The 23164-nt window shown below is 28.8% G+C and carries 28 protein-coding genes; 11 read left to right on the forward strand and 17 right to left on the reverse strand.

Going from position 1 to position 23164, the window contains the following annotated elements; translation table 11 throughout:
* The first annotated feature begins 19 nt into the window (after positions 1-19).
* Complete coding sequence (locus WH52_RS01075) at positions 20-1627, forward strand: serine hydrolase domain-containing protein (protein WP_086029066.1); 1608 nt, start codon at positions 20-22, stop codon at positions 1625-1627.
* 156 nt (positions 1628-1783) lie between these two features.
* Here the strand turns inward: WH52_RS01075 and WH52_RS01080 are convergent, their stop codons facing one another.
* The 4 genes from WH52_RS01080 to WH52_RS01095 are packed head-to-tail and all read right to left on the reverse strand — an operon-like array spanning position 1784 to position 3821.
* A complete protein-coding gene (locus WH52_RS01080) occupies positions 1784-2281 on the reverse strand; it encodes a hypothetical protein (protein WP_086029067.1) in 498 nt (165 codons plus the stop codon).
* Positions 2281-2757: a hypothetical protein gene (locus WH52_RS01085; RefSeq protein ID WP_086029068.1), complete on the reverse strand. Its 477-nt coding sequence runs from the start codon at positions 2755-2757 to the stop codon at positions 2281-2283. The genes WH52_RS01080 and WH52_RS01085 overlap by 1 nt, the downstream gene beginning before the upstream one ends.
* Positions 2758-2770: 13 nt before the next feature.
* Positions 2771-3424 (reverse strand): GTP cyclohydrolase I FolE, encoded by a 654-nt coding sequence (gene folE, locus WH52_RS01090; protein WP_086029069.1) that lies wholly within the window; start codon positions 3422-3424, stop codon positions 2771-2773.
* Positions 3417-3821 carry a MerC domain-containing protein gene (locus WH52_RS01095; protein ID WP_086029070.1) on the reverse strand — a complete coding sequence of 135 codons (405 nt, stop codon included), beginning with the start codon at positions 3819-3821 and terminating at the stop codon, positions 3417-3419. The genes folE and WH52_RS01095 overlap by 8 nt, the downstream gene beginning before the upstream one ends.
* Before the next feature lie 81 nt (positions 3822-3902).
* Here WH52_RS01095 and WH52_RS01100 point away from each other — a divergent pair, with 81 nt between their 5' ends.
* A complete protein-coding gene (locus tag WH52_RS01100; protein ID WP_086029071.1) occupies positions 3903-4283 on the forward strand; it encodes a Fur family transcriptional regulator in 381 nt (126 codons plus the stop codon).
* A gap of 9 nt (positions 4284-4292) precedes the next feature.
* Here the strand turns inward: WH52_RS01100 and WH52_RS01105 are convergent, their stop codons facing one another.
* The 11 genes from WH52_RS01105 to WH52_RS01155 form a co-directional block, all read right to left on the reverse strand.
* Positions 4293-5723, reverse strand: coding sequence for a DUF3526 domain-containing protein (locus WH52_RS01105; RefSeq protein WP_086029072.1), 1431 nt, complete (start codon positions 5721-5723; stop codon positions 4293-4295).
* Positions 5724-5726: 3 nt separating this feature from the next.
* Complete coding sequence (locus tag WH52_RS01110) at positions 5727-7130, reverse strand: ABC transporter permease (RefSeq protein WP_086029073.1); 1404 nt, start codon at positions 7128-7130, stop codon at positions 5727-5729.
* 1 nt (position 7131) lies between these two features.
* Positions 7132-7845 (reverse strand): ABC transporter ATP-binding protein, encoded by a 714-nt coding sequence (locus WH52_RS01115; protein WP_086029074.1) that lies wholly within the window; start codon positions 7843-7845, stop codon positions 7132-7134.
* Between the two features lie 108 nt (positions 7846-7953).
* Positions 7954-8250, reverse strand: coding sequence for a hypothetical protein (locus WH52_RS01120; protein WP_086029075.1), 297 nt, complete (start codon positions 8248-8250; stop codon positions 7954-7956).
* Positions 8251-8370: 120 nt separating this feature from the next.
* A complete protein-coding gene (locus WH52_RS01125) occupies positions 8371-9198 on the reverse strand; it encodes a universal stress protein (protein WP_158091340.1) in 828 nt (275 codons plus the stop codon).
* A 17-nt stretch (positions 9199-9215) separates the two neighbouring features.
* Positions 9216-9518 carry an HPF/RaiA family ribosome-associated protein gene (locus WH52_RS01130; protein WP_086029077.1) on the reverse strand — a complete coding sequence of 101 codons (303 nt, stop codon included), beginning with the start codon at positions 9516-9518 and terminating at the stop codon, positions 9216-9218.
* Between the two features lie 125 nt (positions 9519-9643).
* Complete coding sequence (locus tag WH52_RS01135) at positions 9644-10495, reverse strand: RsiV family protein (protein ID WP_086029078.1); 852 nt, start codon at positions 10493-10495, stop codon at positions 9644-9646.
* A gap of 11 nt (positions 10496-10506) precedes the next feature.
* On the reverse strand, positions 10507-11313 hold the full coding sequence (locus tag WH52_RS01140; RefSeq protein ID WP_086029079.1) for a universal stress protein: 807 nt from the start codon (positions 11311-11313) through the stop codon (positions 10507-10509).
* 11 nt (positions 11314-11324) lie between these two features.
* The gene (locus WH52_RS01145; RefSeq protein ID WP_086029080.1) at positions 11325-12161 is read right to left on the reverse strand and encodes a universal stress protein; all 837 of its coding nucleotides are present in this window, start codon (positions 12159-12161) and stop codon (positions 11325-11327) included.
* 70 nt (positions 12162-12231) lie between these two features.
* Entirely contained in the window at positions 12232-13281 is a 1050-nt protein-coding gene (locus WH52_RS01150) for a response regulator (protein ID WP_086029081.1), read from the reverse strand.
* Entirely contained in the window at positions 13281-14519 is a 1239-nt protein-coding gene (locus WH52_RS01155; protein ID WP_086029082.1) for a PAS domain-containing sensor histidine kinase, read from the reverse strand. Before WH52_RS01155 ends, WH52_RS01150 begins: the two co-directional genes overlap by 1 nt.
* 112 nt (positions 14520-14631) lie before the next feature.
* Here WH52_RS01155 and WH52_RS01160 point away from each other — a divergent pair, with 112 nt between their 5' ends.
* From WH52_RS01160 to WH52_RS01200, 9 genes are all read left to right on the forward strand, one after another.
* Entirely contained in the window at positions 14632-15048 is a 417-nt protein-coding gene (locus tag WH52_RS01160; RefSeq protein WP_086029083.1) for a hypothetical protein, read from the forward strand.
* A 103-nt stretch (positions 15049-15151) separates the two neighbouring features.
* A complete protein-coding gene (locus WH52_RS01165; protein WP_086029084.1) occupies positions 15152-15730 on the forward strand; it encodes a Crp/Fnr family transcriptional regulator in 579 nt (192 codons plus the stop codon).
* A gap of 56 nt (positions 15731-15786) precedes the next feature.
* Complete coding sequence (locus WH52_RS01170) at positions 15787-17004, forward strand: alpha/beta hydrolase family protein (RefSeq protein WP_086029085.1); 1218 nt, start codon at positions 15787-15789, stop codon at positions 17002-17004.
* Between the two features lie 306 nt (positions 17005-17310).
* Positions 17311-17685: a hypothetical protein gene (locus tag WH52_RS01175; protein ID WP_086029086.1), complete on the forward strand. Its 375-nt coding sequence runs from the start codon at positions 17311-17313 to the stop codon at positions 17683-17685.
* A 44-nt stretch (positions 17686-17729) separates the two neighbouring features.
* Positions 17730-18737 carry a sensor histidine kinase gene (locus tag WH52_RS01180; protein WP_086029087.1) on the forward strand — a complete coding sequence of 336 codons (1008 nt, stop codon included), beginning with the start codon at positions 17730-17732 and terminating at the stop codon, positions 18735-18737.
* Entirely contained in the window at positions 18734-19492 is a 759-nt protein-coding gene (locus WH52_RS01185) for a LytR/AlgR family response regulator transcription factor (RefSeq protein ID WP_086029088.1), read from the forward strand. Before WH52_RS01180 ends, WH52_RS01185 begins: the two co-directional genes overlap by 4 nt.
* Positions 19493-19504: 12 nt before the next feature.
* Positions 19505-19933, forward strand: a complete 429-nt coding sequence (locus WH52_RS01190; protein WP_086029089.1) for a S1C family serine protease — start codon at positions 19505-19507, stop codon at positions 19931-19933.
* Positions 19929-20519 (forward strand): S1C family serine protease, encoded by a 591-nt coding sequence (locus WH52_RS01195; protein WP_262509537.1) that lies wholly within the window; start codon positions 19929-19931, stop codon positions 20517-20519. Before WH52_RS01190 ends, WH52_RS01195 begins: the two co-directional genes overlap by 5 nt.
* Positions 20520-20644: 125 nt before the next feature.
* On the forward strand, positions 20645-21433 hold the full coding sequence (locus WH52_RS01200; protein WP_086029091.1) for a sterol desaturase family protein: 789 nt from the start codon (positions 20645-20647) through the stop codon (positions 21431-21433).
* Between the two features lie 70 nt (positions 21434-21503).
* Here the strand turns inward: WH52_RS01200 and WH52_RS01205 are convergent, their stop codons facing one another.
* Positions 21504-22196, reverse strand: coding sequence for a LytR/AlgR family response regulator transcription factor (locus WH52_RS01205; RefSeq protein ID WP_086029092.1), 693 nt, complete (start codon positions 22194-22196; stop codon positions 21504-21506).
* Positions 22193-22981, reverse strand: a complete 789-nt coding sequence (locus tag WH52_RS01210; RefSeq protein WP_086029093.1) for a sensor histidine kinase — start codon at positions 22979-22981, stop codon at positions 22193-22195. The genes WH52_RS01205 and WH52_RS01210 overlap by 4 nt, the downstream gene beginning before the upstream one ends.
* Positions 22982-23164: the final 183 nt, after the last annotated feature.

Below are 23164 nucleotides of genomic sequence, written 5' to 3' on the forward strand. Positions count from 1 at the left end.
TTGGTAAAAATTATTAAATATGAAATATATAAAACCATTACATCTAGCTTTAGTGATACTCTTTATTTCTTGTGGCACTTCTAAAAAAGTTACTCCAGTATTATTTTCTAAAAATGACATTAAGACTTCATCAAAAAAAGAAGTTTATATAGAAAATTTTACATTAAATAAAGATGAATATCTAACGGCTAATTTTATACTTAAAAAACCATTAATAGAGAGTCTTAAAGAATTATCTGAAAAAGATCTACCAAAGGAGGAGTTGTTAAAAAAAGGGAATTTTCAATTTTCTTTTTTTGTAGATGATCAATTAATTCATACAGAAAATTTGAATATTGGAGCTGGTACTCCAGATTCTAAAGTACAGGAATTAAAATATAAAGTTCCTTTAATTTATCCTAAAATGCTAGATCATTGGGGCTGGTTTACATGGTTAAAATTTATGAAGATGAGCGGTGGAAGAGACGCTTTTAACGACAATAAACATAAGTTAACTGTTGAAGTTAGAAGTTATTTAAACGATGCTTCTTTAAAAGTAGGGAAGCTCCTTGCAAAAGGTAATATTGATATAAAAGTTGAAGAATTGCCTTATGACAAGAATTTAATATCAATTCAAAATATAAAACCAATAAAAGATTTTAAAATATCTAAAGAACTTTATAATAAGCAAAAAATAGAAGCTTTAAACAAAAAAATTGCTCAAGGAAGATTTGAACATATAAACGGAATAGTAATCTTAAAAAATGGAGAATTATTGTTAGAAGAATATTTTAATGAATCGAAAAGAGAAAGTTTGCATGATCCGAGGTCAGTTGGTAAAACAATAGCATCAACTATTACTGGAATAGCGATAGATGAAGAGCATATTAAAAATGAAAACGTAAAACTTAACGAGTTTTATGATTTGAAAAGATATAAAAATCACTCTCAGAAGAAAGAAAATGTTACACTAAAATCTTTGTTAACGATGAGTTCTGGTTTTGTTGGTGATGATAATGATTATAGTAGTATTGGGAATGAAAACCGTATGTATCCAACAGATAATTGGGTTAAGTTTGCTTTAGATTTACCTATGGATACAAATAAAAAAGTAGGAGAGAAGTATAGTTATTTTACAGCTGGAGTTGTAGTTCTTGGAGATATTCTTCAAAAAACAGTTCCAGGAGGCTTAGAAAATTATGCTGATAAAAAGTTATTCAAACCTTTAAATATTAATAATTATAAATGGGAGTATACTCCACAAAATGTTGCAAATACTGCTGGAGGTATTCGTTTAAGAGCTATTGATTTTGCTAAATACGGTCAGTTATATAAAAATAATGGTAAATGGGAAGGGAAACAGCTTCTTTCAAGTGAATGGGTTAAAAAGAGTTTGATAAAGCACGTTAAGCAACCAAATAAAGATAATGCTTACTATGGTTTTTTATTTTGGAACAAGACATATACTATAAATGGAAAAAGTTATGAGACTTATTTCTGTACTGGTAATGGAGGAAATAAAATATTCATTTTTAAAGATATTCCTTTTGTAATAGTAATTACTGCTTCAGGTTACAATTTACCATATATGCACACAGATGTTGATAAGATGATGATTGATTATATTTTACCTGCAATTTTAAAATAAAGTCAAATTTGTATAGATTTGATAACTTGTAAGTTATTTCAAATAAAATAGCGAGCTTATATAATTACCTTTATTTGTTTACCCTTCCGCGTAAAGGTGATAAGCTCGCTAATGAAAAACATCGATTTTTAAAAGTTTACTCTTTGTGTTAAAAATCTAATTCAATATATGTTTATTAAGACAGGTTATATTTGAGTAGATGTTTCTAAAACTATTTTCAAACCTGTTATAAATTTTTCCTATAATGTTAATTTGGTGATGTGGAATGTATCCTAAATTAGCTTCAAATTCTTTAATTTTCATATTTAAAAAATAGGAAAGAATTGAATCTTTTCTATGATCGGCTCCCCAAATTGCTTCTAGTAGTTCTTTTTCTTTAGATACTTTCTTGTAAAATGATTTTAATCCGTTTATTTCAGAAAAATACTGCTCTCCAAAAGCATCTTTAATTATTTCATTATCGTTAGAAAGTACAAAACAAACGTTCTTAATTTTATGTTTTATGATTAATTCTCTTATACTATTAATTGTTTTATAATCTGATGTAAATGAATTACCAAGTGATGTATAAAAATAGTTTTGACAATTGAATGTATCATCAATAATTGTTTCTAAACAATCGGTAGGACATAAAAGAAAAAGAACATTATGCATTAAACTATAGTATCTGGATTCGTATAAGGGAATGATGAATGATGTACATCTATTCTTAGCTCATTATTAATTAATTTATAACCAAATGTATATTCAACTTTGGCTTCGTTTCCTTCTAAATCTGTAAAAAAGTAGTTTCCCATAGCTATAGCACGATCTTCTTCTAAGATTATTCCAGAGTTTTCAAAACGTACTTTTGTCCATGGTTGTATTGCAAAACCTTTGTCTTCTTCACAAGCTCTATCATCACCAGCAATAAAATATGATAGTGCTTCTGCTTTAGTTGGTCTAAACTGTTCTACCTCACACTTTGTAGGTTTAAATAAAACTGTATTTGTATCAAAGGCATAACGATTGTCAAGAAAATCATTTGCAAAAGATTCACATTCAGACCTGTTGTCTTTTAATGAACCAATTTTTACCACACCATTTCCCCATTTTTCTTGAGCTGCTAATACTTGTTCTTTTGTAATCATTTTTTTCTAATATTTAGTTGTTTATAATTTTCATAAACTCGTCACGCTTTGCATCATCTTTAAAGCAACCACCATATTCAATAGTAGTTGTATAACTGTTTTTATCTTTAATTCCTCTAGAAGAAACACATAAATGTTTAGCACTAATCATTACTATTACATCTTCAGTTTGTAATGCTTCTTGTAAATCTTTAAGAATTTGTAGTGATAATCTTTCTTGCACTTGTGGTCTGTGCGAATAATAATCTACCAATCGATTTATTTTTGAGAGCCCAACTACTTTATCTTTTGGGATATAGGCTATATGAGCATGCCCTGTAATTGGCAAAAAATGATGTTCGCAAGCAGAATCTATAGTAATGTTTTGTTCTACCAACATTTTCTTGTAACCATATTTGTTATCAAAAGTTGATAATTTGGGTTTATTCTTAGGATTTAAACCATAGAATAGCTCTTTTACATACATTTTCGCAAAACGATAAGGCGTGCCAGATAAACTGTCGTCTGTTAAATCTAACCCCAATTCTTCCATTATTTTACCAAAATGATGTTGAATATTTTTTACTTTTTCATCATCTGTCTTATCAAAAGCATCTGTACGCAACGGTGTTTCAATGTTAGATGAGATATGGTTATTTCCAATAGTTTCTATATGTTCTTTATTCATGGTGTACACAGCATTTTTCGGTTTTGCACTGACAATAGTTTAAATTGTATATATGAAGTATTACCAAAGCTAAAGCAGGGATATAAATTGCATATTCTGGTAAAAAAATCAAGCTTAGTTTTTCATTAATAACAACAAAGAATAATAAAAACCAGCTTAACCAAAGCATTGGTTTTATAACTTTACTTGTTGTTGTTTGTGTTGAATGATAGATAGCAAAAAATGAAATTACTAAAAATATATAATCAATAGTTTTCCACCATGTTGGAGTAGAATGGCAGCCTTTTAAAGAACAAGATTGAACTATAAAAAGTAGAGGAGTAGCAATACAGTGTAATAAACATAAAGTACTTGCAAAAGCACCAAACACATCTGGCTTAATTGATGTAACTTTCATTTTAGTTGTAGTTAATGCAACTGAGTTGCAAATATAAAAATTTTATTTGTTATTGCAACTGAGTTATAATAAATTTGTGTTATGGGAATCATTAGAAAAACACAATCAGTAGAAAGATTATTAAATGAATTTGAAAAGAGCTCTGAAGCTATTTCAGCAAAAGAGCTTATTGAGAGGCTAAATTCAAAAATGAATAAAACAACTATTTATCGTGTTTTAGATAGACTTGAAGATGATGGAATTTTACACTCTTTTTTAGGAATCAATGGTATTAAATGGTATGCAAAGTGTAATAATTGTACAAAAGTAGCGCACACAGATAAGCATCCGCATTTTCAATGTATAAATTGTGGAAAGGTAGATTGCCTACCTTTCCACGTGAATATTCCTAAAATTCCTAATCGAGAAATACTTTTCTCACAAATATTAATTCAAGGTAAGTGTGAGGTGTGTTCTAACTAAATCGTATAGTTAGTTTAGTAATTTTTGAACAGATTTATCTCGTAAACTACCACCAATAAAAGCAAAGAAAATTATACAGCTAATTAAAAGAATTACCCCAATACTAAACCAAATTTTGTTTGGAACTCTATTTTTATAAGAGAATTGTGGTAGTTCGTTATAGTTTTTTATAGTGAATTTTTGTTGCTTGAATAGCATAGGAACCAAATAATTTCTCCATTCATTTGAAAATTCAAATACCTGTTTTTTATAATCATTATAATGATTTTCAGAAGTACCAGCGATTTTATTTAACGATTGTTGCATTAATATTGCTGGTGATAAAAATTGGAATACACTAACTAGTTTTTGTTGTTTTCTTAACTGAGTTTCATACTGAGCTAATAAAGGCTTTGTTTTTTCTTCCATAACCTTTTCTGAAGCAAAATAATTATGCCAAAATCCAAACTTATCTTGATTACTTTCTTGAGCTAACTCTGGATGATTTCTCAAATACTCGCTCATTATTTCGTTTTGTTTCTCTTCATTTTCTTTTTTAATTAAACGAATTTCGTTGATCATTTTTAAACGAGAAGGAGTAGGGTACAAAGTGCTTCCTAATTGATTGATTGTAGCTGGTAATACTAAAACGATTAATAGCCAAAACCCTATTAATGCTAAAGCATTTTTTGAAGAGTTATTTAACTTAATGTTTACGATACATGATAGTACAAACCAAAACAGTATATATCCAGAAATAATTATTAATAATCCAGCTAGTGTACCTATATCACTAAAAATACCTTTTGAAAAAACAGCAAACATAGTTAGGAGAATTAATAGAATAACTCCTGTAAAAACTATGTAACGAATCAACATTTTTTGCAATACCCAGTTAACTGTAGAGATTGGTTGAGCAGATAATAAACGTAAAGTACCTAATTCTTTTTCTTTAGACAATACGTTAAAAGTAAATGCTATAATTAATAGCGGTAAAATGTATATGATGACAAAGGCTAAATCAAAATTACCGAATAATAATTGTACAGGATTAACCATTTCAGAATAGTCTAAAGCAAAGTTATTTCCATATACTGTTGGACTTTTAAAATGTGTATACATATCGCTTTGTCCAGTAGCTAAAAAAGAAAAAGTTTCAGGTTTCATTATTGCTAAACGAGGATGTCTATAACCAATAGTCATTGGTTCTGAAGGTAATCGCCAATAAGGACCATCTATTTTTTCACCTTTTTCTATTTTCTTTAAAGTAGTAACCATTACACTATCTTTTTTATGCAATTCATTTTCTACTTTAGTAATATCGCTCAGTCTTTTTTCTACATTTTTTTGCCCATTAAAGGTGGCAAATGTAAATAACAAAAGAACACTAACTAATAGAATAGTTAGCCAGTGACTTCTTATCAGTAATTTTATTTCGTATTTTAAATTGTTCTTAAACATAACTTATATCTTTTTTGAAGCCCAAATCATCGTTATAAATGGAAGTAGTAACCAAAATCCTAGAAAAACTAAACTTTCTTTGTTTTCTGTTAAAAGGTTAGAAAGTTTTGGAGGGGTAAAACTAAACTTAGGAAGCTCTTTAAATCTTTGTGCACTCATCTTATAATTCCAATCACCAAGTTTAGAATTATCTTTTATATCGTTATTTAAAAATGCTTGTTTTTTAATACGATATTCTTCTGCAGCTTTGGTAAACTTCCAATGCAAATTATCGCTGGTGTTTGCTATATCCATAGATAAAAACCGTACAGGAATAAAAGGAGATAAGAAAGCTAATTTTTTATACGTACTATTCTGCTGAATAGCAATATCATTTAAAATAGCGTAATGCTTTTCGTAAATTTTAGCTTCATGTTCTTCTCCTTTTTGCATTCGGTACCCTGCATAATTAAAAGGTAATTGACTAATACTGTCTACTCCATATTCTTTTAGAGTTTCTTCTTCTAATTTTTTAGCAGCTTTATTCCAAGGGTTATGACCATCTAATCCGTTTTTCTTATCCTCAGCAATACGAGTATTGAATTCTGATTTAGATGGATAAGGATTGTTTTTATTTGCAAAATTAGTAGCTACTTTTGGAGAAATAAAACTGAAAAGAATCCAAATTACCAAACTACTTACAAGCGACATCCCAGAAGATTTACTCCACATAGAAATTAAGACTGTAAGGGTGGTAACAATTAAATAATAAAGGGCATAAAGTACAAAAAGTATTAGTAGGCTATTCCAACTAAAAAAAGCTAAATTTTCTAAGTTTGAAAGCACAATACCAAGTAATAAGAAAACGATTAATGTTAAGCAAAAAATAGGTATGTATATAGCAAACCATTTACCTAAAGCTAACTTTACAGGATGTACTCCTTGGCTTTTTAACAATCGGAATGTTTGATGTTCTTTCTCCTTGGTATATGAATTATATCCTATTAGAATAATAATTAGTGGAAAGAGATAAATCAACACAAAATTAATTGATAATGTACCAAAACGAGCTAAACTTGTTTGATCACTAGCTTCACTAAATGAAGCTTCGTTTCGACTATGGGCTTCTAAAAAAATAGAATTTCCTGTGTATTTTGTTACTCCATAATCAAATAGCGATAAAGCAAATTGTGGCTTAAAAGCATAAGTACCGTAATGTGCTGCAGAATGTGGGTTTTTTGCTCCTTGAGTTTCCCAAATAGAACGTTCTTTAGCTACAGAATTTATATACTGTTCATTATTCTTTTGATATTGATTTACTCCGGTAATTGTAGCAATTACTAACAAAATCAATGAAATACCAATAACTATTTTAAAGCGTCCGTCTCTAGCTAGTTCTTTGAGTTCTTTAAAAATTACATGGATCATTTTAACTCACATTTTTAAAGTTCATAATATCTAAATAGATTGTTTCCAATTCCTTTAAGGATACCTCAGGAGTGTTTAAATGATTTTCTAAAACTCCAGAACACATAATTCCAATATGTGTACTTACTTCTTTAGCTCTAAATAAGTCGTGCGTTGCCATTAAAATAGCGACTCCTTCGTTTTTCATTTTGGTAAGTAATTCCATAAATTCATTACTTGATTTAGGATCTAATCCAGAAGTAGGTTCATCTAATAAAAGTACTTTAGATTCTTTTGCAATAGCCAAAGCGATTCCTACTTTTTGGCGCATTCCTTTAGAAAATGTTTTTACACGTTTGTTATGAGCTTCTTCTTGTAATCCGGCCTCAGTTAGATACAACTGTAATTCAGAAGTATCGAATTTTTTTCCAGATAATTTGGTGAAATAATCTAGGTTTTCAATAGCTGTTAGGGTAGGGTACAGCATTAAATTCTCTGGAATATAGGTTAAAAACTCTTTGGTTTTAATTGGGTTTTTGACCACATCTAATCCGTTTATTTCTGCAGTTCCAGAACTAGGATTTGTAAAGTTTAACAACATATTAATTGTTGTAGATTTTCCTGCTCCGTTTGCACCTAAAAGACATAAAATTTCGCCTTCTTTTACATTAAAAGAAAGGTTGTTTACAGCAGTAAAATCACCGTATTTTTTGGTGATGTTTTGTATAGTTATCATAACTATAGTTTTATAAAATTAATAAATAGTATTATACACGTATACCATCGAGAAAATGCGGTATTTCTGATGGATAATTAGTGTTAAAAGGTTATGCAAATAAAATAGTTACACCACAGGAGGAGGTGGCCTACTAAAAAGAGAGTTATTCCTATACTTCTCTACAAAAGTATAGGAATATTCATTAAAAATTTGTTGATTAAAATATAGCTGTTTTGTTTGTTCAGCAATGTGTAAACCATCAACTAAATAAAAAGTTTTATCTGTACTTTCTACATATTCACAAATATCACAATCTTCATAACTTTCGTTGTCATTATGCTCATAAGTATGTAGATCGACAAATTTTATTCCGATAAAGAGTATCAGATAAAATAATGTAATATGTTTCTTAAAAACTTTCAATTAGAAATATATATTGCTACAATATTAATCATTTTATTTTGTCTAACCTTTTATTTTCAACTTGTTTTATGTTAAAAATAAAAGCCTGTACAGATTATACAGGCTTTGTTACTATTTAAATTAGGCAGGAATAATTAAAAACGGAATTTTAATGTGATGTCCTAAATTTTGAATAACTGCTTCTCTAAATAAGTTCTCGAAAAAACTATGTTGATACTTCAACATTATCAATGTATTTATTTGTTTGTCATTGATAAAATTGTTGATCGATTCTGTTTTATTAGTACGTTTTTGTAAGTTGCTAAAATCACTTTCAACATCATCTAAATACATTCTAAGCGAATCAAGGTTTTCTTGTTGTTGCTGAGTTAATTCTGCATTTTCCCAAAAGTGAACTACCTCAACTTTTGATTTATTTAAGCTAGCAAACTCTTTTATTACATCTATAGAAGTATTGCTATACATACGTTTTAAATCGCTAGGAAAAGCTAGTCTTTCTGGATTTTGATAGGTTGCATTCGCAGGAATAACCAGCATAGGACATGCTTTAAAATTATTAATAACATCTGTCGTGTTACTTCCTATAAATATCTCTTTAGCTCCTGTAGCACCTTTAGTACTCATTACCACAAAGTCGATATTATTTTTTTCGACAGAAATATTTACAGCTTGTTCAATATCGTGAAAGCTTAAACGAACTTCAAAAGTATGATTATCATTAGCATTTACTTTTTCTAACCGTTCTTGAAGATGTCTTAAATCATTAAGAGCATTTTCTTTCATAACTTCTGAAAGCTTGCTTGAAAAAGAAGACATTCTAGACGATTTAATTTGTGCTGAATGTAAGAGATAAAAAGTACATTTTACATTAGCAAAAAAATTAAGAGCATAAATAGTTGCTGCCCAAGCATTATCTGAAAAATCGGTAGGAATTAATATTCGTTTCATCATCTTAGTTTTTAAAATTATAAGTGTGGTTTCATTATTTGTTTGCGCTTTTCAAGTATTTTTTTCAAATCGCTAAACGTATTCTTAACTGATAAATGATAGTTTTCCTCGTTTGAAGAAGCAAAAATTACGGGTCCAGATTGACGTAATTCAATTTCACATATATTACCTTTTCCTGTTGGATCATTTTCTTTTTTAATGTATACATTAGCTCCAACAACCCAACTAAACCGATCAAATAACTTACTTAATTTCTGTTCTATATTTTGTTGTAAACTCTCACTTGTAGGCATGTTTACAAACTGTATTTGTATGTTCATTTTGAGATTACTTTTAATGATTATATCTCAAAAATACTAATGATATCGATGTTGTAAAATGATAAATATCAGCTATACTTTTAGGTTTTATTGAATAAAGAAGTTAACAGTTTAAGAGCAAGGAATTATTCTTTAAATCGCTGATCCCAGTACATTTTTAAGAAAGGTTTTATTTTAGAAAGTGGAATACTAATTTGATAGGAACCTATATAAGATGGACACATTACACAATCGTTAAAATAAAAGGTAACATCATTATCATTAATAATAAAGTTATTTTTTACACTCATAAAATCTTCAATAACAATATTAAAACAGTCTTGTAACTCAGCTGAATTTGCAATTTTTTGATTGATGGTTTTTAAAATTTCTTCTTCACTTCCTATATCAAAATAATCTTCAAAATTTAAAAATGTTCCTTTAACTGCATCATAATTAAGTGTTGTAAAAGTATAATATGCTGTTTTACTTCCTGAATAATGATTCTCCTTGTAAAACAATAAACTTAAGTGCTCGTCGTCTTGTAAAAAAACTTTGTAATTAGTAATACGCTTTTCACGATTTTGCTTTGTTTTTAGACTATCGCATAAAAACTCTTGAGCTTCTAAAATACCATTCTCTATTGCCTTTATATTGAGTAATTTTTTGGAGAAATATTCATTGAAACTACTAAACTTATGATGGTAATTTTCATCTAAGTACGGATAGGTAAAATCTAATTCATAAGTATCTGTATTTTTTACAAACCTCTTTTTTTGTAAATAACTTTTGGTGATTTCTGCATCATCTTTAGTATGAACTATAGGAAATACTTTCTTTTGAATTTTTCTGTTTTGCTCTAAATCAATATCTAGTGTTTCTTTAGAAGTAACTATGCTATCCATAGGCTGCTCTACCTTTATAGTTGGTTTTGTATCTTTTTTACAACTAAAAATGAATACTAGGATAATAATAGAAAGTAGAGTTTTAAAATTCATGTTCTTATTTTTTAGTGTAAAATCATTAATGGCTTTTTAAGAGATTTACTAATTTTCGTAGTGGTATTATTTTGAAATAAACGTGTAAAGAAGTTTTCGTCTTGTACTAATAAAACTGTACTATCTATATTCTGAGTTTGCATTATATACGATTTTACATGTTGTAACGAAATATCGTATACTACAGTATAAGTGTTATTAATAGTAGAAAATTGGTCGTTCAATAATGCTTTATCTAGCTCTTTTAATTGACTATTTTGATTATTAATAACCCTAATAATTACGGTTTCATTTTCTTCTTTTGAAAGTACTGAACCATTGAGCATTAAAGCTAAATCATCTTTCTCGTCTAATAAGTATAATACTTTTTTAGGGGCTGTATATGATATATGATCTGGAACTATTAATAGGGGAGTTTTAATATTTCTAATTAATTTAAGTGTATTACTACCAAAAATTGTTTCTTCTGTATTGCTTGTACCGTTAAACCCAGTTACTACCAAATTGATATTGTGCAGCTTAGATATTTGCTTAACAGCTTCAATAAAAGTATCATAATCTACTATAGGAGCATAAGTTTTATGATATCGCTCTTCAAATTGTTTGCATAAATAAATTAGTTTTTGCTTATTACCGCCAATCAAGTTTTGATAAACACTACCTTGACTTGTTATAAGGCTAGACATTGTGTAGTTACTCACCTTATTTACAAATAACACAAAATAATTGGTTTCTTCTTCAGCATACATTGTACTAGTATATTCAATAGCATTTTTAGCGCCATCAGAAAAATCAGTAAGAAAGAGTATATTTTTCATTTGTTGTAATTTTAATGTAGCACCAAAAAAGGTACGTTAGTATGGTAACTTATTTTTTCTACTTTGGTATGAAATAATATTTGTTGAAAGTAATTAAGGTTTTTTGCTACCATAGCAATCATATTAATATCCCGACTTTCAACAAAGCACTGTACTGCATCTTCTACTTTTGAATTGGTTAAATAGTGAAAATTCAAATCGCTTTCAGCAAAAAAATCTTCTAATAAACTCTTATTGTCTTTCTGGCTATCATCTAAATCAACTTCTTTTTTACTAATGTGTAAAACACGTAATGAAGCTTTCGTTTTGTAAATAAGATTTAATAATGGGAGTAGGGTTTCAATGCTATAAAACATTGAAAAGTCAGTAGGGAAAGCTACTTCTTTTATTGGCGTAAAACGTGCATTTTCGGGGACAACAAGTGTAGTACAATGTACCTTTTTAATGACATCTCCTGTATTACTTCCAATGATTACTTCTTTTAATCCTGAAGCACCTTTGGTACCCATTACAACTAAATCGATGCTTTTTTCATTGATATGATGATTAATAGAATCTATTAAATGATTATAATCAACAAGTGAAAAAAACTGATGATGCGCTTTTTTAGTAGGTAACTCATTTACTTTTTTTATTAGCTGTTCTAACTGTAACTTTACAGCTTCTGTATAGTTTTGTTCAATGTTTTGTGTTGATAGAAGGTAAGTTGAATCTCCTGAAATATTAATAACAGGTTTTACATGCAATACATAAAAATTACATGCTTCGTTAGTATAAAAATCGATCGCATATTGAAGGGCATTAAATGCGTTTTCAGAAAAATCAGTAGGTACTAAAATGTTTTTCATCTTGATATTAAAATACTTTTATAACAAAAGTATGCTCAAGATGAATGACTAGAAATGATATTTATCAATCTTACTGAATTTCTTGTAACTTTTCTAAGTCTAAAATCTTTACATTTCTACCTTCAATTTCAATAATACCTTCTTTTTTTAGCTTAGACATACTTCTTATAAGTGTTTCGGTAGCAATACCTGCAACACTTGCTAAATCATGGCGAGAAATTTTGATGGGTTCATTGATATTTCGGTTAATCTTTTTAGCAAATTTTAAAATAGTAGAAGCTGTTTTTTTGTGTACAGAACTGTACGCCATTTCTAATAATTGTTCTTTTAAACCTGTAAGATTATCAGTTAAAAGCTCTATTAAATCTAAAGTTACCTTATGGTTTTTATCTAAAATATTAATAAGTTCTTGCTTGGTAATACCAACTAATTCTGTATTTTTTATTGCTATAGCAGTATCTTGATAAGGGATATTTTGAGTAAATGAAGTATAGCCAAATAAGTCATCTTCTTTATACAAAGCAGTGGTGAGTTCTTTACCTTGTTCATCTAATTTATAACACTTTATAGCACCAGAGAGTACTAAAAAAATATAATTAGAATTGCTGCCTTCTCCATAAACCTTATCACTTTTTTTATACTGAAAAAGCTTCCCGTTGTCGTCAAAAAAGTTTTTAAGTTGAGATAGGTTACGTATCTCATTTTCATCATTCTTTTCTTCGAAGTTTGTTTGTCGTTGTTCTTTTAAAATAGCAGCTTTTGCCAATCGACTTTCAATAGCACTTACCAATTCATCTTCAGTAAAAGGTTTGGTTATATAGTCATCGGCACCTAAATCCATTCCTTTTCTGACATCACTTCGTTCTGTTTTAGCTGATAGAAATATAAATGGAATAAATTGTGTGCTAGTATTTTGAGATAATTCTTGTATTACACCATAACCATCCATTTCTGGCATCATGATATCACAAATAATAATATCGGGTAATTCTATTTGTGCTTTTTCTACGCCAATTTTTCCGTTAGAGGCTGTAACAACTTCGTAATCTGAAAGCTCTAATAATTCCGCAGTATTTTCACGTAAGGTAATGTCGTCTTCTATTAAAAGTATTCTTTTCATTAATTCTTATTAGGTATTAATATCGTGAACATAGAACCTGTGCCTTCTTCACTTTTAAAAGTAATGCTGCCACCTAAGTTTTGTAAATGATTTTTTACAATATTCAAACCAATACCAGTTCCTTTATTGAGTAATGCGTTTTGCGCTCTAAAATATCGTTTAAATATGTTCTTTTGATCGTTTTTCGGAATTCCCATTCCGTTGTCTTTCACAGTAATTGATGTATTTGTATCATCTTGATTAATGATAATATCGATAGTTGCATCATCTGGGGAATACTTAATAGCATTATTTACCAAATTAGAAAGAGACAATTCAATAATTTTCTCATCTTGGTGTAAGGAAATCTCATCAATATTTTCTGGATAATTTATTTGTTGTCCTTGCTTTAAGAGTGTATTTGCGTTATAAACTACTTCATTTACGATTTTACTAATTTTAAAAGTAGAAAATTTATAGTTGATTTTTCCTTTTTCTAATTTCTCAACTGATAAAAAGTCGTTTAAAATATTATTTAAATAATGTACTTTATCATTAATAATTTTTAAGTGCTTATCTCGTTTTTCTTGTTGTTCTGTCAACTTATACTTAGCGAGTAATATTGTCGAGGTTAAAATTCCACTCAAAGGCGTTTTGAATTCGTGAGAAACTAAAGATAAAAACTTAGTTTTAAGTTCACCTAACTCTCGTTCTTTTTGCAAAGCTTCTTTAGCAGATTGTTCAGCCTCTAATCGTTTTTGATTTTCATAATCTAATTGTTGATTAAGGCTTCTTAATACATCTACTTTAAGAGCCAAATCTTTAGTACGTTCTTTTACTTTACGTTCTAACTTGGTATTTAATTCTAAGATTTCTAACTCCTGGTGTTTACGTTTAGAAATATCAACCACTAAAGCCATAACAAACTGTGTGTTATTGACTTGAAAAGGGTTTAAACCAACTTCTAAAGGAAAAACGGTATTGTCTTTTCGTGCTCCATATAAGTCACGACCTTTTCCCATTTGACGTTTTTGCTTTGCTTTTAAAAAAGAGTTAACATGTTTGCTATGATTTGGTTTGTACTGTTTAGGAATTAAGATTTCTAAAGGTTTGTTTAATAATTCATCTTGTGAATAACCAAACATTTTTTCGGTAGATGAATTTACTGAAGTAATAATTTGTTGCTCATTAACTACAATAACAGCCTCAGAAACAGCTTCAAATAAAATATCAAAAACGTCTTGTTCTTTTTTATGCATAGATAAGTTCGCTATAAGTTATAAATGTATGGTATTTTACAAAAATGTGAAACTGATTTTTATCATTTTATATCCTTAGCCTTCAATTTATTTTTGCTAAAAACATTAGAGTTTGAATAGCAAACAATTAAATATAAAGTTTTATCAAAACGTAGCTAAGGTATTTTATGCAATGGCATACGTAGATAATGAGATTAGAGAAACTGAAATAAGAGCACTTAAAAATATTGTAAAAGAAGAGTGGGTGTTATTAGATGAAACTGAAGACGATTTTCATACTGATGGAGCATATCAAATAGAGGTAGTTTTCGATTGGCTACAGAGTAAAGATGCAAATGCAAAAATAAGCTATAAAGAATTTACTGAATATTATGAAGATCATCCATATTTTTTTACTAATAGTATAAAAGAATTGATTTTGAAAACTGCTGAAAAAATTGCTAGTGCTTTTGCAGGTAAAAACAAATCAGAATTAATTTTTCTTGGTAACTTAAGTATTCTTTTTAGAAAAGAGATGGGTTTAGTATAATCCATGTAAATAAGTATTTTAAGTTTAGTCAAATAAATTATTTACTATAAATAATTTAATTTATGAGAATTAGATACTAAATTTATACTTAGCTTAAGTAATTATGGATACTACAATACTATCTTTTTTAGAAACATATTTCGAAGTTGATAAAATTCCTTCTTCGGCATTACAACCACTATTAAATCATATATCAGTAATAGAAAAAAACAAAGGAACATTATTGATCAAACAAGGGTATAGACATTCCTATTCGTATTTTATACTACAAGGATTGGCACGAGTATTTTATCAAAAAGGAGATTCAGAAATCAATTTTTGGTTTGGTTTAGAAAACGAACCTTTAGGGTCTATGGATACGCTTAAGGGTAATGCTTCTAAAGTTAGTATTGAGCTTTTAGAACCTTGTCGTTTAATTCAATTTAATATAGCGTCGCTTCAAAAAGAACTCAAAGATGACCCAGTAACCATAACACTTCTACGTACTGTTATGGAAGAGTATGCCATTTTTCTGGAGGAACGGTTGTTTGGTTTACAAGGATTGTCTGCTAATGAGCGATATAAGTATCTGTTGCAAACTGAACCATCAATTTTTCAACGAGTATCTTCTACATATATAGCATCTTATTTAGGAATGAGTAGAGAAACTTTAAGTAGACTTAGGAGCAAGAGTGTTTTGTGATATATGTCACAGCACAGAAGAAAAAATCAGAATACATTTAGGCAAAACTAAAACCAATGAAAAATTCTTTATTTTTTTTAAGTATTGTCTTATTATTCCTAACTTCTTGTAATAATAATGATGATGTACCAGTAACTCTAACTCGTGGAGAACTTATAAGTTCGACTTTTGTTAAAACTATTTCTGCTTCAGAGATTAATAACCTTTTTCCTGAAAAATCAAATTATGAAGGCGATATTACCAATCTTCCTAACTATGATATAAGTTTATATTCGGTAGTATATCGCTCAATACATGCAGGTGAGCCTATTGATTTATCAGGATTAATAATTGTGCCTAGTAAAAAAGGTGAACTATCACAAGTACAGTATCATCATGGTACGATGCTTCCATATCCAGCACCAAATGGCGAAGGTTCATTAGACGCTCCTTCTTTGTATAATGGATTAACACCTACAACAGCAGATGCGCAATTTGAAACACGTTTATTTGGTAACTATTTAGCTTCTCATGGCTACGTGGTGAGTATGCCAGATTATTCAGGATACGCAATTTCAGATAATGTTGAGCATCCATATTCTGTAAATAACATGTTAGCAGAGCAATCGGTAGATTTAATTTTAGCAACTAAAGAGTTTTGTCAACAGCAAAACATTCAGTTAAACAATAAAACCTTTCTTTCTGGGTGGAGTGAAGGAGGTGCAGTAACCTTAGCTACTCAAAAGTTAATTGAAGCGCAATATTCTAATCAAATATCAGTAACTGCTAGTGCTCCTTTGGCAGGATTTTATAATACAACACCATTTGCAAGCAACTTTTTAGATGTTTTTCCTTTTACAACAGATGATTTAGGTGAAGGTTTAGACGTATTTATTTGGACATTATATTCATTAAATGCTTTTTCAGAAAATCCTGTTCCTTTTGATGATATATTTAAATATACTGTTGATGATGCTTTAGATGTTCTAGCTAATAGACCTTCTAGTGTACCCGCTGAACTATTCAAAGAACTTTCACAAACAACTAAAGCAGCTTTATTAGCAAATATAGAAGCCCATAGTTTGATAACTGGATGGACACCAGTAGCCCCAATTTATATGTATCATGGAACTTTTGATGACATTGTATTTTATGAAGGAAATGCAGATGCAACTGCACAAAGTTTAAATACCAATGGAGGTACAGTTGAACTAATTACTTATCAAGGTTATGACCATTATACTCCTGCATTGTTATTCTTATTAGATATGGTGACTAAATTTGACCAATTATAGTGCTTGTGCAGGTAAAAATGAAAACTAACCACAGCTTATTGGGGTAATAGTTCCACTAGATAACAAAGTTTTTCACAGAAGAATCCTATTCTACCATGCATAGTATCATTTTATATTTTACAAAGCAATTATTTTAGGTAATAATACAACAATAAACTATTTCAAAAATTGAAATAACTTTAAAGTCGTTTCACCTTAGATTTAGGTCAGTTCACTTAAAAACAATACTTTAAAAGAAGTGTTCAGTTTACATTTGCAGTAACATTTTAAATAAATTTATTAACTTTAAGTGAAAATTAAAGAGGCATGAAAATTTTTAAGAACATTTTAGTATTAATCGTAACATTATTTGTAACTACCATTTCTTTCGGTCAAAATAAAGAAGTAACTGAAACACAAAAAGAACAAATTAAGGAACAATTAGAGCAGTATTTTGAGAAATTAAATTTAACCGAAGATCAACAAACTAAATTTGCTGATATCACAAAAAAATATGGTACTCAAATGAAAGCTTTAAAGAGTAGTGGTAAATCAAAATTTAAAAAGTATCGTGCTTATAAGTCTATTCAGAAAAATAAAAATAAAGAAATGAAAGACTTACTAAACAAAGAACAGTATAGTACTTATGAAGAAATGCAAGAAAAGATGAAAGAGAAAATGAAAGCAAAAAGAAATAAATAATAAATCCATATTTTAAAGCTTGCATATGCAAGCTTTTTTGAGCTATGTATAAGAATAGATATATTGTATTAATTGCCTTTTGTTTCTCTCTTTTAATAAACATTCCTAGAATTGTGTTCTTATTCGGAACTGTTAATGGTGAATGGAATGGTTTGTTTAACGTATCTGTAGAAGATACTGTTTTCAGGTTTTTATCACTTTGGGGTTTCTGTTTTGTTATTCTAAAATTAAATATTGATTGGGTTCAAAATATTACTACAAAGCGTAGCTTAATTATTGGTACAACAATAAGTATTATAGTTTTACTTTTCTGGATGAGTCTTTTTAAATTTGTAGACCATTTTTTAGGAAATCATATAAGTACTACAATTACTCCAAGGTTAAATTTCTTTATTTATTTTTTCATTCTTATCATGCTTTTAATAATTAGTAGAACAATGGTATTGATGAATAAATCTAAGTTAGATGCTATAGAAAAAGAACAATTAAAGCAACAAAGTATTCAAAATGAATTGTTAGCATTAAAAAAACAATTAAATCCACACTTTTTATTTAACTCATTGAATTCTTTAAGTTTATTGGTGCGAGAAAATCAGAAATCTGCCGGAAAGTTCATTAATAAACTATCATTTCTGTACCGTTATATTTTACAAAGTAAAGACAGTAACTTGGTTAGTATTAAAGAAGAATTAAAATTAATTGAGAGCTATATTTTCTTAATCAAACAACGATATAGGGATAATTTTAAAACTGAAATTACAATTCAAGATAATTTACTTCAGCAAAAAATACCTGCATTAGCATTACAACTTTTAGTAGAGAATTCAGTTAAGCACAATGAAATTTCTAATGAGAATCCTTTATTAGTGAAAATTTATTCTGAAGATGATTATATTGTGGTAAAGAACAAGTTGCAAAAGCGTACTGGTGCTATAGAAAGTACCCATACAGGATTGAGTAATCTTAACAAACGCTTTGAATTATTAGTGAAAAAGAACATTCTTATAGAAAATGATTCGAATTATTTTATAGTAAAATTGCCTGTTATATGAAAGTTGTAATTATTGAAGACGAATACACAGCTCTTGAAAATTTAAAATATCTTTTACAAGAAATCGACAAAAGCATTGAGGTGATTGCTACTTTTGATACAGTATCAAAAAGTATAGCATACTTCAATGGAAAGGTGAAAGCTGAATTGGCTTTTTTTGACATCCATTTAGCAGACGGTATTTCTTTTGAAATTTTTGAAAAAGCAAAAATCAATATTCCTATTATTTTTACTACTGCCTATGATGAGTATGCTCTCAAAGCATTTAAAGTAAATAGCATCGATTATATACTAAAACCTATTGACGAAGAAGAACTTGAACAAGCAGTAAATAAATATAAGTCTACACAACAAGTTTCAGTTGCTAACGCTTTACATTTTCAAGAAATGGTAAACATGCTTACGAAGCAAAAAAAACAATATAAATCGACCTATTTAGTACAGCAGCGAGATACATTGTTTCCACTTAATATTAGTGATATTGCGTATTTTACAATAAATTCAGGTATTATTAGTGCTATAACTTTTGAGCATAAAAGTTATATTATTGATGAAAAGTTAGAAGATATTGAAAATGAATTAAATCCTGATATTTTCTTTAGAGCAAACCGCCAATTTATAGTACAAAGAAAAGCTATTCAAAACTTACAATTGTATTTTAATGGAAAGTTAATTCTAAATATCCTTCCTCAGCCTCAAGAGCAAATAATTGTTAGTAAAGCAAAAGCCCCACAATTAAAAAAATGGATGAATTAAAATTTGAAACCAATGGAAAGAAAACTAATCACTTTAACATTTTTAGTAGCAATTATAGCAACTTCACATGCACAAAATATTGCTTCGCTTTATAAAAAAGTAAATCCAGCTGTGGTGACCATTCTTACTGAGTCTAAAACACTTAAAAAAAATCATCAAGTAGCAACAGATGAAGGTTTAGGTTCTGGTGTTTTAATTTCAGAAAAAGGAGAGATATTAACAGCCTCACATGTAGTTAATGATGCAGAAAAAATAACGGTACGCTTTTTTAACGGAGAAGAGATTTTAGCAAAAACAGTTCGATCTGCTCCTATGGCAGATTTAGCATTGATAAAATTATCTTGGATGCCTAAAGAATATACGATTGCAAAAATTGGAGAAAAAATAATTGTAGTTGGTGCACCTTATGGTTTAGAACATTCTCTTTCTGTGGGACATTAGTGGCAGAAAAGAACAAAAAGCCAGAACTTCAGGTTTTACACTCAATGAATTTTTTCAAACAGATGCTTCCATCAATCAAGGGAATTCTGGTGGACCAATGTTTAATTTACAAGGAGAAATCATAGGTGTTTCTAATTATATTATTACCGAATCTGGAGGGTTTCAAGGAATTGGTTTTGTAGCAACATCTAATCTTGCTAAAAAAATAGTTATTGAAGGAAATCGTCGTTGGACGGGTATAAGTGGTTATTTTTTAGACCCTATGTCTGCATGGATATTAAATGTGCCTCTAAAAGGAGGAATGTTGGTAGAATCTGTAGTTAAGTTTTCTCCAGCCTATTATGCAGGCTTAAAAGGAGGTTTTGAAAAGGTAACGATAGATGGGCAAGACATGGTTTTAGGAGGTGATATTATTTTGTCAGTAAATGGGTTCCCATTGACTAGAAAAGCATTTGAAAGGTTAAATGAAGCTGTCACAAAACAGCGTGAAAACAACGACAAAGGTTTTTTTAATCAAAAAATATTTAAAATTAAGGTTTTAAGAGGTGGTAAAATAGAAGAGCTTACGTTAGAATTTGATAAATAGATTTTTTGAAAATAATTCAACATTTATAACGACCGTTTTACTTTGTAATTCGGTCGTTTCACTTTTTTTCTTCCGATAATCTAACATACTGACTGTACTTTTGAAGTATTATTAAAACAATAATTATGGAAGCAACATATTCAAAAGTATTTTTTGGGATTTTTATCAGCTTAATTTTTGCTGAAATCATTTGGTCATTAATTACTAAAAAAGGAAGCTATAATTTTAAAGACAGTATCTCTAACTTTGTTATCATTATTATAGGTAAACTTTTAAAGCCTATTTCATTAGCTTGGGGATTGTTCTTATTCAACTTAGTAACTCCATTTCAACTTATTACAATACCAACAAATTTATTTACGTTTTTATTCACTTTTATGGTCGTAGAATTAGTGTATTATTGGTATCATAGATGGAGCCATGAAATCCCTTTTTTATGGTCTATACATCATACTCATCATTCAAGTATGTGGTTTAATTTAACAGCAGCAGGTAGGTTAAATTGGGTGGGGAAATTTACAAGTATTTTGTTTTATGTTCCTTTAGTAATTTTAGGTTTTTCACCAGAGTTTATCACTTTAAGTTTAGCAATTAGTTTACTCTATCAATTTTTGCTACATACCGAAGCTATTGGAAAACTAGGATTTTTAGAAGGAAAGTTTTTTAATACGCCGTCAGCACACAGGGTACATCATGCTTCTAATAAAGGCTATTTAGATAAAAATTATGGAGGAATGCTAATTATTTATGACAGGATCTTTAGCTCTTATGTTCCAGAAACTGAAAAAGCAACCTATGGTGTAACTACTGGTTTTATAGGGCACAATCCGTTTACTATTATTTTTAAACCCATAATCGATTGGGTTAAAAGAGCATTAAAAATCAAAAACAATACTGAATTTATTTCTGAATAACCTTATTAATAATTACCTCTCTTTCTGGAGAGGTTTTTCTTTACAAATATTTAAAATAGGAGAGAGGTAACTATTTTAGTAATATTTTTAAATTACTCTTATAGGCTTTTCCAATAGGAATTATATAATCATCAATTAAAATTCTATTTCCTTCAATTTCATTGATATGTTTTTTAGCGACTATAAATGATTTATGAACTTGAAAAAACTCATCTGTTGGGAATAACTTAAGAATATCTGATATTTTTTCTCGTACTTGAATTTCACTTGTTTTAGTTACTACTTTTACATAGTTACCCGTAGCTTCAATAAATAAAACAGTTTCTATTTTTACCTGAATGAGTTTTTTATTAGAACGCAAAAACAAACTATCTTCTTCTTTTTTAGCATCTAAAGTCGGTTGTATAACTTCTTTATCCTTTTCAATTTTATTGACTGCTTTTATAAAGCGTTCAAAACTAAATGGTTTTAGTAAATAATCTACAATATTAAGTTCGTAACCTTCTATGGCGTGTTCTTTATAAGCAGTGGTAACAATTATGTTTGGTGGATGTTGTAGTATTTTTAAAAACTCAAACCCTTTGAGTTTAGGCATGTTTAAGTCTAAAAAAATTAAATCTACTTTATTGTTCCGTAAATATTCCATTGCTTCAATAGCGTCGTAGCAATGCTGCACCAATGATAAATTCGGTAAAGCATCACAATAGCCTTTTATAATGTCGTGTGCAATATGTTCATCGTCAACAATTATATACTTTATCATAGATTTATTGTAAGTTTTGCAGTATAAACATTATTATTAATCAAACTTATGAGTTTGTGTTTTTTAGGATATGCCAATTCTAATCGACGTTTTAAGTTTTCTAATCCAATTCCTTTTTCACTTTTCTCTTCTTGATCAAAATTATTTTCAATTTTTAAAATAATTTTTCGCCTCTTAGAAGCTATTGAAATATGTACAAAAGCATTGTTTCTTAATACTTCAACCCCATGTTTAAAAGCGTTTTCTACTAAAATAATAAAAAGTAGTGGCATCACTTTTAAGTTTTCATCTTCTACATCTACTTCAAAATTAACAACAATATTTTTATGATAGCGCATTTTGTGTAATTCGATATAGTTATTGATAAAGTCAATTTCTTGTTGTAGTGTCACATATTCATTTTGACCTTCGTAAATACTATAACGCATCATATCTGATAATTTTAAGATCAGCTTTTTAGCCTTCTCACTATCCTTATCAACCAATCCGTATAAGTTATTCAACATATTGAAAAAGAAATGCGGATTTACCTGCGATTGTAAATGCATTAATTCTGTTTTAGCCTTCTCGTTTTTTAAATTAATAATGAATTTAATATTTACAAATAGCCAATGAAAAACAGCTATAGAAACCGAAATAAAATATAGTAAAAGAAATTCTACAAAGCCTTCTATTTTTCCAAAAGTATCATTGAATAGCACAATAATAATTCCAATAACGGCAAGGGTTATTCGGAAAGTAAGCATTGAAAATATCTTTTTCTTATCTGGAAACTTAAAATTCATAAGTCAATATTACTCAAATAAAAATGAGTGAACAAATTAGTTGACAAACGCCTTATAACTTAACATAAACAGTTCAAAAAGTGGGATGAACCTATTTAGTATAGCAAAACTAAAATATGTCACACATTAAAGCTAATACATCCCACTTTCTTTTAGTAGAAAAGCATCCTTAATATGTTTGTG

Source organism: Tenacibaculum holothuriorum, assembly GCF_002120225.1.
Classification (GTDB): Bacteria; Bacteroidota; Bacteroidia; order Flavobacteriales; family Flavobacteriaceae; genus Polaribacter; species Polaribacter holothuriorum.

Coding starts and splice junctions, on each gene's coding strand:
- WH52_RS01170 (WP_086029085.1), top strand. CDS start 15,787: ATGAAAAATTCTTTATTTTTTTTAAGTATTGTCTTATTATTCCTAACT.
- WH52_RS01200 (WP_086029091.1), top strand. CDS start 20,645: ATGGAAGCAACATATTCAAAAGTATTTTTTGGGATTTTTATCAGCTTA.
- WH52_RS01190 (WP_086029089.1), top strand. CDS start 19,505: ATGGAAAGAAAACTAATCACTTTAACATTTTTAGTAGCAATTATAGCA.
- WH52_RS01145 (WP_086029080.1), bottom strand. CDS start 12,161: ATGAAAAACATTTTAGTACCTACTGATTTTTCTGAAAACGCATTTAAT.
- WH52_RS01115 (WP_086029074.1), bottom strand. CDS start 7,845: ATGATAACTATACAAAACATCACCAAAAAATACGGTGATTTTACTGCT.
- WH52_RS01185 (WP_086029088.1), top strand. CDS start 18,734: ATGAAAGTTGTAATTATTGAAGACGAATACACAGCTCTTGAAAATTTA.
- WH52_RS01155 (WP_086029082.1), bottom strand. CDS start 14,519: ATGCATAAAAAAGAACAAGACGTTTTTGATATTTTATTTGAAGCTGTT.
- WH52_RS01130 (WP_086029077.1), bottom strand. CDS start 9,518: ATGAACATACAAATACAGTTTGTAAACATGCCTACAAGTGAGAGTTTA.
- WH52_RS01110 (WP_086029073.1), bottom strand. CDS start 7,130: ATGATCCATGTAATTTTTAAAGAACTCAAAGAACTAGCTAGAGACGGA.
- WH52_RS01125 (WP_158091340.1), bottom strand. CDS start 9,198: ATGAAACGAATATTAATTCCTACCGATTTTTCAGATAATGCTTGGGCA.
- WH52_RS01105 (WP_086029072.1), bottom strand. CDS start 5,723: ATGTTTAAGAACAATTTAAAATACGAAATAAAATTACTGATAAGAAGT.
- WH52_RS01205 (WP_086029092.1), bottom strand. CDS start 22,196: ATGATAAAGTATATAATTGTTGACGATGAACATATTGCACACGACATT.
- WH52_RS01085 (WP_086029068.1), bottom strand. CDS start 2,757: ATGATTACAAAAGAACAAGTATTAGCAGCTCAAGAAAAATGGGGAAAT.
- WH52_RS01150 (WP_086029081.1), bottom strand. CDS start 13,281: ATGAAAAGAATACTTTTAATAGAAGACGACATTACCTTACGTGAAAAT.
- WH52_RS01210 (WP_086029093.1), bottom strand. CDS start 22,981: ATGAATTTTAAGTTTCCAGATAAGAAAAAGATATTTTCAATGCTTACT.
- folE (WP_086029069.1), bottom strand. CDS start 3,424: ATGAATAAAGAACATATAGAAACTATTGGAAATAACCATATCTCATCT.
- WH52_RS01080 (WP_086029067.1), bottom strand. CDS start 2,281: ATGCATAATGTTCTTTTTCTTTTATGTCCTACCGATTGTTTAGAAACA.
- WH52_RS01140 (WP_086029079.1), bottom strand. CDS start 11,313: ATGAAAAATATACTCTTTCTTACTGATTTTTCTGATGGCGCTAAAAAT.
- WH52_RS01075 (WP_086029066.1), top strand. CDS start 20: ATGAAATATATAAAACCATTACATCTAGCTTTAGTGATACTCTTTATT.
- WH52_RS01180 (WP_086029087.1), top strand. CDS start 17,730: ATGTATAAGAATAGATATATTGTATTAATTGCCTTTTGTTTCTCTCTT.
- WH52_RS01095 (WP_086029070.1), bottom strand. CDS start 3,821: ATGAAAGTTACATCAATTAAGCCAGATGTGTTTGGTGCTTTTGCAAGT.
- WH52_RS01165 (WP_086029084.1), top strand. CDS start 15,152: ATGGATACTACAATACTATCTTTTTTAGAAACATATTTCGAAGTTGAT.
- WH52_RS01175 (WP_086029086.1), top strand. CDS start 17,311: ATGAAAATTTTTAAGAACATTTTAGTATTAATCGTAACATTATTTGTA.
- WH52_RS01135 (WP_086029078.1), bottom strand. CDS start 10,495: ATGAATTTTAAAACTCTACTTTCTATTATTATCCTAGTATTCATTTTT.
- WH52_RS01100 (WP_086029071.1), top strand. CDS start 3,903: ATGGGAATCATTAGAAAAACACAATCAGTAGAAAGATTATTAAATGAA.